A 12,479-nucleotide genomic window follows, 5' to 3' on the forward strand; every position below is an offset into this window, starting at 1 on the left:
GACTACTCCGCGCGGCGCAGATAGGTGGCTTCGGTGGTGTCGACGACTATTCTCTCGCCGACTGCGACAAAGGGGGGCACCATGACCTTGAGGCCATTGGCAACCCGGGCGGACTTGAAGCTGCTGGCAGCCGTTTGTCCCTTGATGACGGGATCGGCTTCGATCACTTCGAGCACGACGTTAGGCGGAAAACGGACGCCGAGCGGGGTCGTTTCGTGCATCTCGAGGGTAATCTTCATGCCGTCCTGGAGGAAGGCCGCGCGCTCGCCAACGAAGTCCTTGTCGAGTTCAACCTGCTCATAGCTTTCCTGGTCCATGAAGACGAGCTGGTCGCCTTGCTCGTAAAGGAAAGTGAAATCCCGGAACTCGAGTTCCACCTGCTCGACCGTCTCAGCGGAGCGGAAGCGTTCGTTGAGCTTTGTGCCGCCTAAAATTGCTCTCAGCTCCACCTGCGCGTAGGCGCCGCCCTTGCCAGGCTTGACGTGGTCGACCTTGACCGCCACCCACAGGCGATCCTGATGGTTGAGAACGAAGCCAGGACGGATTTCATTGCCATTGATCTTGGCCATGCGGGTGCTTTCAAGCAAATCAGCGCTGTGGCCAGGCGCTGAACATGCGCGTGGCCGACAAGGAAGAGGGTTGTGGGCGTGCCGGCTTATTGCCTGAGAACGCGGGGTGGTTCAAGGGTCTTGCGTCGCGTCGGGCTCGTCGGCAGCCGGTGCTGCCTCGCCCGCTGGCTCCTCACCGGCGTCAGTGGGTGCCGGGAGCGCTTGCCCGGTTGACTCGGGCGCAGATGCCGGGGCAGGGGCGGAGGGTTGTGCTGCAGGTGGCGCGGAGGGCCAGAACAGCGCCCGTTCTTCCGCCCGATCCAGGTCAGCCTTGGGGATAGAGACCAGGAGACGGTCGAGTTCAGGGTCGGACAGTCCCTGGCGCCGCGCCAAAGCCCGCCACATGGCCGCTTCCTCTAGGTCGAGCGTTACGCCTTCCCCGACCGCCAAGAGCTTGGCGTAGCGGTTTTGCGCCACCGCATTGCCGGCCTCAGCCGCCCGCTCGTACCACCCCGCGGCCGCTTCGACGTCCCGCTCAATACCCTGGCCAAGATAGAGCAGCGTGGCATAGTCGATCTGGGCGGGAACGAGGCCCTGCTCGGCGGCCATGCCGATATAGCGCACAGCCTCCTCTGGATTGGGGGCAACACCGGCGCCTTCGATCAGCATGGTACCGTAGTCATACTGCGCCTCGGGCAGTTCGGCGTCCGCAGCCTCCTTCATCAGCTCCGCGGCCGTCGAGAGACTGGGCGATGCGTAGATGCCTTCGACGTGGAGGAGCGCCATGTTGTATTTAGCCGGAATATAGCCAGCCTCAGCGGCCTTCTTGAAGAGTTCGGCCGCACGCGTCCGGTTCTTGGGCACGCCGATGCCGTCCTGATAATAGGTCGCCAACTCGAAGGTGGCGAGCATATCGCCATTGTTGGACGCGAGTTGGTACCACCCGGCGGCGCGCTGTCCGTTCTGGGCGATGCCAAGCCCCTTGGCATAGATCTCGGCGATGAGTGTCTGGGCGGCGGCATCGCCTTGCTCCGCACGCGGCAATGCCAATTCCAGCGCAGTGAGAAAATAGCCGCGCTGGAAGGCGCCAAAGGCATAGTCGGTCGGCACGCGAGGGCCAAAGATCTGGTTGGAAATGGCCTCTGCAGGTGTATCGTTTTCCGCTTCCTCCTGCGCAAGCGCTGGGATGGAGAGACCAAGAACGATCGGCAGCAGGAGCAGGCTCTTGTGCATTACGCCGTCTCCTCCAGCGCCTCGATGATCGTCCGCACGGCGTGCTTGGGATCGGGTGCCGACCAGATGCTGGTCGAGAGCGCCAGGAACTCGGCGCCATGTGCAGTTGCGGTCTGGGGAGGGGCCTCGGGGTCGCTCAAGACTGCTGGCACCTCGAAGGTCTCGGACCACCACTGGGCGAGCTCGACCGCCTGGGGATCGATCTTGCCGTCAAGGGAGCCGAAGAATACGTAATCCACGTCGCTTTCGCCTGCAGTCATGGCGTCATGACGGGAGCCGAGATTGCCAGCGCCCACGATCATGGATGGTTTGAGCGCCTTGGCTGCTTCCTGAACCGCCTTGGCGCCACCGCTGACATGAACCCCGTCCGCCCCCAGGCGCTTGGCCAGGGCCGTGTCGTCTTCAACCAGCACAGCACAGCCGGCACCTTGGCCGACATTGATGATCTCGGCGGCGAACCGCGCATAGGCAGCGTCATCCATGCTCCCTCGCCGAACCAAGAGTGCGGAAAAGTCGGCAGCATTGAGCACCGCCATCAGCGTTTTGGGGAAACTCGTCAGATCGGGAGTGCTGGGGGTAATCAGATAGAGCTGGGGGACCATGGATTTCCGGGTAGTTACGCGTGACAGCTCTATGTCGAGCCATTTTGGCGACATGTAGACGGCTTGTTGCAATAGCTGGTGAGAGCCGGCCCCTGCAATGGGCAACAAAAAAGCGCTCCCCGGAGGGAGCGCCAGCGTGACGTTGGGACGTCGGAAGCGTTAAGCGGCCTGGTCGATCTCGCCCGACCACTGCCCGAGGGCTGCAAGCGAGTTCATGCGGGCACGGTGGGTAAAGGCAGCCTGCCCCTGCGGGAAGTTCTCGCGACGTCCCGCCCAGGTGCGCAGCGCCACATTCTGCAGCGCGCGGCCATAGGAGAAGGTCAGCGGCCAGGGCTTGTTGGGGATCTGGTTCATGGCCGAAAGGTGCGCGGTTGCCTCCTCGTCGGTCTGGCCACCCGACAGGAAAGCAATACCGGGTACGGCGGCCGGAACATGCTCGCGCAGCACAGCAACCGTACGCTTGGCGATGTCCTCGACGCTGGGACGATCGCGCGAGTTGATGCCGGGCAGGACCATGTTCGGCTTGAGCAGCATGCCGGCAAGATCGACTCCCGCCAGGCGCAGTTCCTTGAACACGTTTTCGAGCACGTCGCCGGTGATGATTGCGCAGCGCTCCATGGAGTGATTGCCCGGCTCGCCATCGCCGACCACCTCTGGTTCAACGACCGGCACGATGCCGGCTTCCTGGCAAAGAATGGCGTAGCGCGCCAGGGCGTGAGCATTGGCACGGATATTGTTGCGGGTGGGGGCGATGTCATTGATGGTGATGACGGCGCGCCACTTGGCAAAACCGGCGCCCAATTCAGCGTAGTGCTCCAGTCGCTGACGCAATCCGTCCAGGCCTTCGGTGATTTTCTCACCCGCCTCACCGGGCATGGGGAAAGCGCCACGATCGACCTTGATGCCGGGAATGCAATCGGCGTCCGCCAGAATGGAGCGAAACGGGGTGCCGTCTTCGGCCTGCTGCTTGAGCGTCTCCTCGGTGAGGATAACGCCGGAAATGTACTTGTTCATCGCCTCGGTGGAGCGGAACAGCATCTCGCGATAATCGCGGCGCAGATCGAGCGTGTTGGGCAAGTTGATTTTGGCAAACCGCTTGGCAATGGTGCCTTCGGACTCGTCGGCTGCAAGGATACCCTTTCCCGGCTCCATGAGCTTTTGGGCAACAGCGTTGAGCGACTTCGTCATGACGGTCTAACCTCAGAAAACAAGAATGGTCTTGCCGTCAGATTAGACTTTGGTTTGGCCCATTTCGATTAGACGTGTGGTTATGAGACGAAAGGTTGAGGAACCCTACCAATAGCGCAGCACCAGGCATGGGTCGCCGTTGAGTGTCGCCGCGGCGAGGTCGCGCTGGGCGCCAAGGCGGTGCGCCAGACGGAGTGACGATGCGTTCTCGGGGTCGATATAGGACACCAGGGTCGGAGGTCGGGCGGTGTCTCTGGCGTAGCGCAGCGCGGCTTGTGCGGCTTCCGTGGCGAAGCCTAGACCTTCGAAACCGTCAAAGAGCAGCCAGCCGAGTTCAGTTTCGGGGAAACTGACGGGGTGGGTCACGGCGACTTCCCCAATGTTTGCACCGGTCGCGGCAAGATCGATTGCCCAGCCACCGTAATTTCGCACGGCCCAGTGGCCCACCGAATTCATGAAGCCGCGCCAGACATCGGCGGGCGGCAGCGGTCCCCCGATAAAGCGCGACCGCTCTGTAGTGTAGAGGGCGGCCAGCCGGTCGAAATCGTCCAGCCGCTGCCCGCGGAGCACGAGGCGTTCAGTGGTAAGGACCGGCGCCTGCACCTGCTATTTCTTCAGAGCTTGCACGCCGGGCAGTGGCTTGCCTTCCATCCACTCGAGGAACGCACCGCCCGCTGTCGAGACATAGGTGAAATCGTCCTTTACGCCGGCATGAGCAAGGGCCGAGACCGTATCCCCGCCGCCGGCAACCGAGACCAGCTTGCCGTCATGCGTGCGCTTGGCGACGTATTTGGCGACCGCGACCGTGCCGGCGTCGAAGGGGTTCATCTCGAAGGCCCCGAGTGGGCCATTCCAGACGACGGTGTGAGCGTCATCGATGGCGCCCTGAATGCGCTCGATGGAGGAGGGGCCCACATCGAGGATCATGCCATCGGGATCGATGGCATCCACGCCATAGAGGCGGGTCGGGGAATCGGCCTTGAAGTGCCAGGCTACGACAGCGTCGATGGGCAGGATGATGGCGCAGCCGGACTTAGCCGCCTTGTCCATGATACGGCGAGCGGTGTCAGCGAGGTCCTTTTCGGCGAGCGACTTGCCCACGCTACGGCCTTGGGCATGGAGGAAGGTGTTGGCCATGCCCCCGCCGATCACCAGCGCGTCCACCTTGGCCACGAGGTTCTCGAGCAGGTCGATTTTTGAAGAGACCTTGGCTCCGCCCACGACCGCTAGTACGGGCCGCTTCGGTTTGCCGAGGCCGGCTTCCAGCGCCTCGAGTTCTGCCTGCATGGCGAGACCGGCGGCGGCGGGTAGCAAATGCGCGAGGCCCTCCGTCGAGGCGTGGGCACGATGCGCGGCGGAGAAGGCGTCGTTGACGAAGACATCGCCCAGGCTCGCCATGCGCTTGGCGAGCTCAGGATCGTTGCTTTCTTCGCCCGGATGAAAGCGCGTGTTCTCGATCACAAAGATGCCGCCTGCCGGGCCGGTATCGATGCCCTTTTGGGCATTGGTCAAATCGTTCCAGTCGGTTGCGATGAAGCCGACGGGCTTGCCGAGCGCCTCCACGATCGCAGGCACTACCTGTTCGAGCGAGAATTCATGGTCTACCTTGCCCTTTGGGCGACCGAAATGGCTGAGCAGCACAACTTTGGCATCGTGCCGCGCCAGTTCACGAATGGTTGGCACGAGCCGTTCGATGCGGGTGGCATCGGTCACCTTGCCGTCGGCCACGGGCACGTTGAGATCGGCGCGGAGCAGGACGCGCTTTCCCTTGAGATCGAGTTCATCGAGGGTCTTGAAGGTTGCGCTCATGGCTTTGCTCCGGGCTTGAACTGTAGCGGTGGCGTAGCAGACAGCGCCGATGCCGAAAAGGGGCTAGTCGGCCGGGGTGAAGAGGCCGGGATAGTCAGTCACAAGACCGTCCTCATCCACTGTGAGCATGGCCTCGAAGCCATCGGCGCCTTGGAAGCGGAAGTGCGTGTCGTCGCGCTTGGTATAGATCTGCTCATCGCGGCGAACCGTCAGCGCGTCGCCATCAATCCAGGCCATGGCGAGGCGCTGTGGCACGCCCTCCGTCCATTCGCTGCGCCAAAGGGGCAGGGAATTGGTCAGTGGACTGGGCCAAAGGTCGATGTCGATGCAGCCGCGGAGAGCCGAGACCGGTTCGGCGCGGCCGTCCGACCAGGAGCCGGCGCCGTCGGAAAAAAGTTCAAGGACTTTGCCGTCTGTCCGCTCAATGCGGGCCGTGCGCAGATGGGCGGCCTCGTCGAGCTTCAGTCGGTAGAATAGCCCATAGTCGGGAGTGATAATGACGCCCCGGATGCGAATGTCCCGCCCGTTGGCGATCACGTGGCAATGCTCAAGTGTTTGGGGGGCGAGCCCGCGCCAGCGCACCATGCGGTTGAGGATCATTTGAGCCCCCAAACAAGAAAGGCTGCGGTTTCCCGCAGCCCTGTCTCTAAAGCGTCTTGCCCAGCGCGACCGCTGTATCGGCCATGCGGTTGGAGAAGCCCCATTCATTGTCGTACCACGCCAGGACCGACACGAAGTTGCCATCCATCACCTTGGTCTGATCGAGCGCCATGGTGGAGGAGTGCGGATCGTGGTTGAAGTCGATCGAGACGTTGGGGAATTCAGTGTAGTTGAGCACGCCCTTGAGCTCGCCATCGGCATACTTCTTGACCGCAGCATTGATCTCTTCGGAAGTGACATCGCGCTTGGCGATGAACTTGAAGTCTACGCAGGAGACGTTCGGGGTCGGCACACGGATGGAGATACCGTCAAGCTTGCCCTTGAGTTCAGGCAGGACGAGACCGATCGCCTTGGCGGCACCGGTCGAGGTCGGGATCTGCGAGAGGGCTGCGGCGCGGGCGCGATACATGTCCTTATGCATGGTGTCGAGCGTAGGCTGGTCACCGGTATAGGAATGGATAGTGGTCATCATTCCCTTTTCGATACCGAACTCCTTGTGCAGCACATAGGCGAGCGGCGCCAGGCAGTTGGTGGTGCAGGAGGCGTTGGAGATCACGACGTGATCCTTGGTCAACTGCTGGTGGTTGATGCCATAGACCACCGTCAGGTCAGCGCCTTCGGCGGGAGCCGAAACGATGACCTTCTTGGCGCCAGCCTGCAGATGCGCCGAGGCCTTCTCCTTGGAGGTGAAGATGCCGGTGCATTCGAGCGCAATGTCGATGCCCATAGCCGCGTGCGGCAACTCGGCCGGGTTCTTGACGGCGGTAACCTTGATGGGGCCACGGCCCACGTCGATGGTGTCACCCTCGACGGTAACGGTGCCGTTGAAACGGCCATGTACGCTGTCGAACCGGAACAGGTGAGCATTGGTCTCGACCGGGCCGAGGTCATTGATTGCAACGACTTCGATGTCGGTGCGGCCAGACTCGATTATGGCACGCAGGATATTGCGGCCAATGCGGCCAAACCCGTTGATGGCGACGCGAACTGCCATGGAAAGCTCCTGAGGAGAAAGGGAGGAAAGAAGGAGGCGGGCTCTCTTACAACTGTGCGGTTACGGCTTCAACAATACCCTGCGGGGTAATGCCGAAGTGCTCGTAGAGCTTGTCGATCGGACCCGAAGCGCCGAAAGTTGACAGGCCGATGAACTTGCCGCGATTGCCCACCAGGTGCATCCAGGAGAGCGAGATGCCAGCTTCCACCGCCACGCGCGCCTTGGCCGATCCGATGACCTCTTCACGGTAGGCGTCGGACTGCTTGAAGAAGAGCTCAAGGCAAGGAACAGAAACGAGTCGCGCCTTGATGCCCTGCTGCTGCAGAAGCTTCATGCCCTCAAGCGCAATCCACACTTCCGAGCCGGTGGCGAAGATCACTGCATCGGCGTCGGCATCGCCGGCGAGCGTATAGGCGCCCTTGGCCGATAGGTTTTCGGCAGTGTAGGTCTCACGAACGGTCGGCAGGTTCTGGCGAGACAGGGCGAGAAGCGAAGGCGCATCCTTCTTCTCGATGGCCATCTGCCAGCATTCCAGCGTCTCCACGGCATCGGCCGGGCGGTAGACGTTGAGGTTGGGGATGGCACGCAGGGCGGCCAGGTGTTCGATCGGCTGGTGGGTCGGCCCGTCTTCACCCAGGCCAATGGAATCGTGGGTCATGACGTAGATCACGCGCTGCTCCATCAAAGCGGAGAGGCGGATGGCGGGGCGAGCATAGTCGGTGAAGACCATGAAGGTGCCGCCATAGGGGATCAGCCCGCCATGGAGCGCCACACCGTTCATCGCGGCGGCCATGCCGTGCTCGCGAATGCCGTACATCATGTAGCGCCCGGAGCGGTTGTCGGCCTGGAACGGCACCATTTCCTTGGTGTTGGTCAGGTTCGAGTGGGTGAGGTCTGCCGAACCGCCGAGCGTCTCGGGAATGGCGGCATTGATGACCTCAAGCGCCATCTGGCTCGACTTGCGGCTGGCAACCTTCGGCTTGTCTTCGCTGAGCTTCTTTTTGTAGGCGTCGATGGCTTCGGTATAGCCAGCCGGCAGATCGCCAGCCATGCGGCGCTCGAACTCGGCCCGATGCGGGGAGGCTGCCAGACGCGACTGCCACTCGCCACGAATGTTGCCGCAGCGCTGGCCAGCGGCGCGCCAGGCTTCCAGTACATCACCGGGGATTTCGAAAGCGGGGTAGTCTATGCCCAGGTTCTGCTTGGCGCCGGCAAGTTCCTCGGCCCCCAAGGGAGCACCATGGACCTTCTCGGTGCCAGCCTTCTTGGGAGCACCAAAACCAATGGTGGTCTTTGCTGCGATCATCGTGGGGCGGTCGGATTGCTTGGATGCGAGCAGTGCCTTTTCGATGGCGTCCTGGTCGTGACCGTCGATTTCAATCGTGTTCCAGCCCGAGGCCTTGAAGCGGGCGATTTGGTCGGTCGAGTCCGAGTTCGAAACGGCACCATCAATGGTAATGCTGTTGTTGTCCCAGATCAGTGTCAGCTTGTTGAGCTTGAGGTGACCGGCAAGGGCGATTGCCTCCTGGGAGATGCCTTCCATCAGGCAGCCGTCGCCGGCCAGCACCCAGGTATGGTGGTCAACGAGATCGGAGCCGAACTCGGCTGCAAGCTTAGCTTCGGCGATGGCCATGCCGACGCTATTGCCCACGCCCTGGCCAAGCGGGCCGGTGGTGGTCTCGATGCCTTGGGCGAAGTGATATTCGGGATGGCCGGCCGACTTGGAACCGAGCTGGCGGAAATTCTTGATGTCCTCGATGTCCATGTCCGGATAGCCGGTCAGGTAGAGCACTGAATAAAGCAGCATCGAACCGTGTCCTGCCGAGAGCACGAAGCGGTCGCGATCAGGCCATTTGTGATCGGCGGGATCGTACTTCATCACCTTGGTGAACAGGACGGTCGCTATGTCAGCACAGCCCATGGGCAGACCGGGGTGTCCGGAGTTGGCTTTCTCGACCGCGTCCATCGAGAGGGACCGGATCGCATTGGCCAGAGCATTCTGCTGGGCTGTATTGGGCATGGGGTGTGCGCTTTCTTTGGGAACGGATCTGGAGAGAAGAGGCACCTGAAGCCTCCTCCCAAAGGCGGTTTCGAGGCATAACAGGTTCGGATTGCCTGTCAATGACAAGGGGCAAGCCAGCTTGTCTGGTTGCATTGGAATCCCCGGTGAGGCACGGTGTGACAAGACTCGCCTCCCGTTTCTGGAACCGTCCCGGCCATGAGTGACACCAAACGCGAAGACGGATTGCAGGATGCCAATGCGCAATTTGAACGTGCCTTGGCTCGGCTCGACCAGAGCGTGCGCAATCTCTCTTCCCGACTGCGGCAGCAGCAGCGCATCGAAGTGGATACGCAGCGGCTGATTCATGAGCGGGCGCGCCTCGCCACTGAACTCGACAAAGCATCGGCGCGCGCCAAGCGGCTCGATGACAGCGCGCATGAAGTGTCCCGCCGGTTGGTTGAGGCGATGGAGACGGTCCGCGAAGTTCTAGCCAAGGCGGAGTGACCGAGTGCCCGAAGTCAATGTCGAGATTAATGGCCGCAAATACCGCATGGCTTGCGAAGAAGGGCAGCAGCCGCACCTGATCGGCCTTGCACAACGCTTCAATGGCCAAGTGGAAGCACTCAAGGGTGCAGTTGGCGAGATCGGCGACACTCGGTTGACGGTGATGGCAGGAATAGCCGTCCTCGATGAACTGAGCGAGGCCGAGCGGCGGATCAAGGCCTTGGAGGACGAGGTCGCCATGTTGACCGAAGCTGGCCAGGAGGTCGCAGCGGAATATGAGGCGCTCGAGAGCCAATACGCGCAAAAGCTCACCGATGCTGCCCAGGCGCTCGAAGGGGTCGCCACGGTCCTGGACGAAACCGCTCCGCTGCAAACGAGCTAAACAAGTTCTTGCGGATACCCTTTGCACCCGGGGTGCAAAGGCCTATATCTGATGTCGCTGCCCGGTGCGTGCGGATGACAATATCCCCGGGGCCTTAATCGATTCTGAGGGAGCTGTCCCTGACCGGGCTCGTGGGCTCGGACATACGGCGCCCACCTACGTAAGTAGGTTCCCGGGATCGACTATCCCACGGCCAGGGCGGCACCTAGTTTTGTTGACGCGAGCACCGTGCCGTATGGCGGATGACACCATCGAGCAGACCAAGGCCGAGCTTCGTGCCAAGGCGCATGCCATCCGGGCCAGCCTGTCTGCCGATCTTCGCGCGGAAGCCGCAGACGCCGTTGCCCTTCATTTCTTCGCCAGCTTTCCGCCCGCGCCCGACTGCGTAGTGGCCGCCTATTGGAGCATCCGAGACGAAGTCGATACTAATGCGCTGTTGCTAAGACTTATGGATGCCGGCACCACCGTGGTGCTGCCAGCCGTGACGAGCCCCGACGGTCCTCTGGACTTCCGGGTGTGGGAGCCTGGCGAGGCGCTCTACGAAGCGGGCTTTGGAACGCTGGCGCCGGCTCCGAGCGCCCCGCGTGCAGACCCCGATTGTGTTCTGATGCCGCTCCTGGGTTTTGATGCGCAGGGCACGCGGCTGGGATATGGCGGCGGCTACTACGACCGCACCATTGCCGATCTCGATCAAAAGCCGACCTTGGTCGGCATCGCCTTTTCCGCCCAGGAGTTTTCGTCCATTCCCCGCCAAGACCATGATGTGCCGCTCGATGCGGTGATAACCGAAACCGGCGTCCACCAGTTCGGTGGCGCTGCATGAGGCTCTTGTTTCTGGGTGATGTGGTCGGGCGCTCCGGCCGGGAAGCTGTGGCCGAGCGGCTGCCGGGGATTGTCGAGCAGTACGGCTTCGACTTCGTGGTCATCAATGGCGAGAATGCAAGCCATGGACGTGGCCTGACCGAGGCGCATTACCAGAACCTTCGCGATGCCGGGGCCGACGTGGTGACGCTGGGTGATCACGCCTTCGACCAGCGTGACACGCTGAGCTTTATCGAGCGCGAGCCGAACCTGCTGCGGCCGATCAACATGCCGCCCGGCACTCCGGGGCGTGGCGCCATGTTCGTTGAAAGCCGCAAGGGGCACCGCGTTCTCGTGGTCAATGCGTTGGGGAGGGTGTTCATGGGGCCGGTGGACGACCCGTTCCGCGCGGTTGAAGCGGCGATCGCCGCTTGCCCGCTGGGAGAGCAGGCCGATTCGATCATTGTGGATTTCCACACCGAGGCCACCTCAGAAATTCAGGGTATGGGACATTTCCTCGATGGGCGCGCCAGCCTTGTCGTAGGCACGCATACCCATATCCCTACCTCCGACCATCGCATCCTCCGCGGCGGTACGGCATTGATGGCCGATGCCGGCATGTGCGGTGATTTCGACTCCGTCATCGGCGTGGACACCGAAGAGCCGATCAATCGGTTTCTCACCGGTATCGCCAATGGTCGTTTCAGCCCCGCTGAGGGGGAGGCTACCTTGTGCGGGGTTGCTGTTGAAACAGATACTCGCTCGGGCCTCGCCACCAAGGTCCTGCCCGTTCGCATTGGCGGTTCGCTGTCGCAGGCGCTGCCGGAGTTTTAGGCAGCGAACGTATCGGCAAAATCAACACCGAATGCGGACGCGGGATCGCTGAGGGGGCGGGCGCCGCGAGACTTTCCTTTTGGCAGTTCGGCCACTATAAGGCGGCCAATTCATCAGTAGCGACGATCCGAGGTTACCGAATGGCCGGCCATTCACACGCCAAAAACATCATGCACCGCAAGGGCAAGTCCGACGCTGTGCGGTCCAAGGTTTTCTCCAAGCTGGCTCGCGAAATCACCGTAGCCGCCAAGATGGGCATGCCCGACCCCGCCTTTAACGCGCGCCTGCGCCTTGCCGTGGCCAATGCCCGCGCCCAGTCCATGCCCAAGGACAATATCGATCGTGCAATCAAGAAAGCGCAGGGTTCCGATGGCGAGAACTACGACGAAATTCGTTACGAAGGTTATGGTCCTGGTGGCGTCGCCATCATTGTCGAGGCGCTGACGGATAATCGCAATCGCACCGCCTCCAATGTGCGCTCCTATTTTTCCAAGAACGGCGGCGCCATGGGCGAAACCAATTCGGTCGGCTTTATGTTCGACCGCGTTGGCCAGATCACCTATCCGGCCGCGGTCGGCTCGGAAGACAAGGTGATGGAAGCGGCCATCGAGGCGGGCGCCGACGACGTCGAGAGCGACGACGAAAACCACTATATCTATACTAGCTTCGAAAGCATGGCCGAGGTGTCCTCCGCGGTCGAGAGCACGCTAGGGGAAGCCGAATCCGTCAAGGCCATCTGGCGCCCCCAGACCAACACGGCAATCGATGCCGAAAAGGGTGCAACGCTGATGAAGCTCATCAATACGCTTGAAGAAGATGACGACGTCCAGAACGTCTATACTAACTTCGAGATGAGCGACGAGGATGCGGCCAAGCTGGCCAGCTGATTCCCAGCCGCAGAGATTTCGGCACAGGGCGGCTT

Annotated in this window: 14 protein-coding genes and 1 other RNA gene; 6 read left to right on the plus strand and 9 right to left on the minus strand. The window is 61.9% G+C overall.

Annotation, left to right across the window (positions count from 1 at the left end; genetic code table 11):
- Positions 1-2: 2 nt before the first annotated feature.
- The 9 genes from efp to tkt form a co-directional block, all read right to left on the minus strand.
- Positions 3-569 carry an elongation factor P gene (efp, locus tag QOV41_RS04540; RefSeq protein ID WP_284579828.1) on the minus strand — a complete coding sequence of 189 codons (567 nt, stop codon included), beginning with the start codon at positions 567-569 and terminating at the stop codon, positions 3-5.
- Positions 570-680: 111 nt separating this feature from the next.
- Positions 681-1,781, minus strand: a complete 1,101-nt coding sequence (locus QOV41_RS04545) for a tetratricopeptide repeat protein (protein ID WP_284579829.1) — start codon at positions 1,779-1,781, stop codon at positions 681-683.
- Positions 1,781-2,383 carry a thiamine phosphate synthase gene (locus tag QOV41_RS04550; protein WP_284579831.1) on the minus strand — a complete coding sequence of 201 codons (603 nt, stop codon included), beginning with the start codon at positions 2,381-2,383 and terminating at the stop codon, positions 1,781-1,783. The genes QOV41_RS04545 and QOV41_RS04550 overlap by 1 nt, the downstream gene beginning before the upstream one ends.
- A 159-nt stretch (positions 2,384-2,542) precedes the next feature.
- Positions 2,543-3,571, minus strand: coding sequence for a class I fructose-bisphosphate aldolase (locus tag QOV41_RS04555; RefSeq protein ID WP_284579832.1), 1,029 nt, complete (start codon positions 3,569-3,571; stop codon positions 2,543-2,545).
- Positions 3,572-3,676: 105 nt separating this feature from the next.
- Complete coding sequence (locus tag QOV41_RS04560; protein ID WP_284579834.1) at positions 3,677-4,174, minus strand: GNAT family N-acetyltransferase; 498 nt, start codon at positions 4,172-4,174, stop codon at positions 3,677-3,679.
- A 3-nt stretch (positions 4,175-4,177) separates the two neighbouring features.
- Entirely contained in the window at positions 4,178-5,380 is a 1,203-nt protein-coding gene (locus QOV41_RS04565) for a phosphoglycerate kinase (protein WP_284579835.1), read from the minus strand.
- 63 nt (positions 5,381-5,443) lie between these two features.
- Positions 5,444-5,980 (minus strand): putative glycolipid-binding domain-containing protein, encoded by a 537-nt coding sequence (locus QOV41_RS04570; protein WP_284579837.1) that lies wholly within the window; start codon positions 5,978-5,980, stop codon positions 5,444-5,446.
- Positions 5,981-6,026: 46 nt separating this feature from the next.
- Positions 6,027-7,034, minus strand: coding sequence for a type I glyceraldehyde-3-phosphate dehydrogenase (gene gap / locus QOV41_RS04575; protein ID WP_284579838.1), 1,008 nt, complete (start codon positions 7,032-7,034; stop codon positions 6,027-6,029).
- A gap of 46 nt (positions 7,035-7,080) precedes the next feature.
- On the minus strand, positions 7,081-9,054 hold the full coding sequence (gene tkt, locus QOV41_RS04580) for a transketolase (RefSeq protein WP_284579840.1): 1,974 nt from the start codon (positions 9,052-9,054) through the stop codon (positions 7,081-7,083).
- 198 nt (positions 9,055-9,252) lie between these two features.
- Between tkt and QOV41_RS04585 the strand changes: the two genes are divergently transcribed.
- The 6 genes from QOV41_RS04585 to QOV41_RS04610 all read left to right on the plus strand — a co-directional run bounded on the left by QOV41_RS04585 (position 9,253) and on the right by QOV41_RS04610 (position 12,444).
- Positions 9,253-9,540: a DUF4164 family protein gene (locus tag QOV41_RS04585; RefSeq protein WP_284579842.1), complete on the plus strand. Its 288-nt coding sequence runs from the start codon at positions 9,253-9,255 to the stop codon at positions 9,538-9,540.
- A 4-nt stretch (positions 9,541-9,544) separates the two neighbouring features.
- Positions 9,545-9,922, plus strand: coding sequence for a cell division protein ZapA (locus QOV41_RS04590; protein ID WP_284579843.1), 378 nt, complete (start codon positions 9,545-9,547; stop codon positions 9,920-9,922).
- A gap of 51 nt (positions 9,923-9,973) precedes the next feature.
- Positions 9,974-10,131: non-coding RNA, 6S RNA (ssrS, locus tag QOV41_RS04595), on the plus strand.
- Positions 10,132-10,157: 26 nt separating this feature from the next.
- Positions 10,158-10,745, plus strand: a complete 588-nt coding sequence (locus QOV41_RS04600; protein ID WP_284579845.1) for a 5-formyltetrahydrofolate cyclo-ligase — start codon at positions 10,158-10,160, stop codon at positions 10,743-10,745.
- Positions 10,742-11,557 (plus strand): TIGR00282 family metallophosphoesterase, encoded by an 816-nt coding sequence (locus QOV41_RS04605; RefSeq protein ID WP_284579846.1) that lies wholly within the window; start codon positions 10,742-10,744, stop codon positions 11,555-11,557. The genes QOV41_RS04600 and QOV41_RS04605 overlap by 4 nt, the downstream gene beginning before the upstream one ends.
- Positions 11,558-11,697: 140 nt before the next feature.
- Positions 11,698-12,444, plus strand: coding sequence for a YebC/PmpR family DNA-binding transcriptional regulator (locus QOV41_RS04610; RefSeq protein WP_284579847.1), 747 nt, complete (start codon positions 11,698-11,700; stop codon positions 12,442-12,444).
- Positions 12,445-12,479 lie beyond the last annotated feature (35 nt).

This window comes from Devosia sp. RR2S18 (assembly GCF_030177755.1).
In the GTDB taxonomy this organism is placed as follows: domain Bacteria; phylum Pseudomonadota; class Alphaproteobacteria; order Rhizobiales; family Devosiaceae; genus Devosia; species Devosia rhizosphaerae.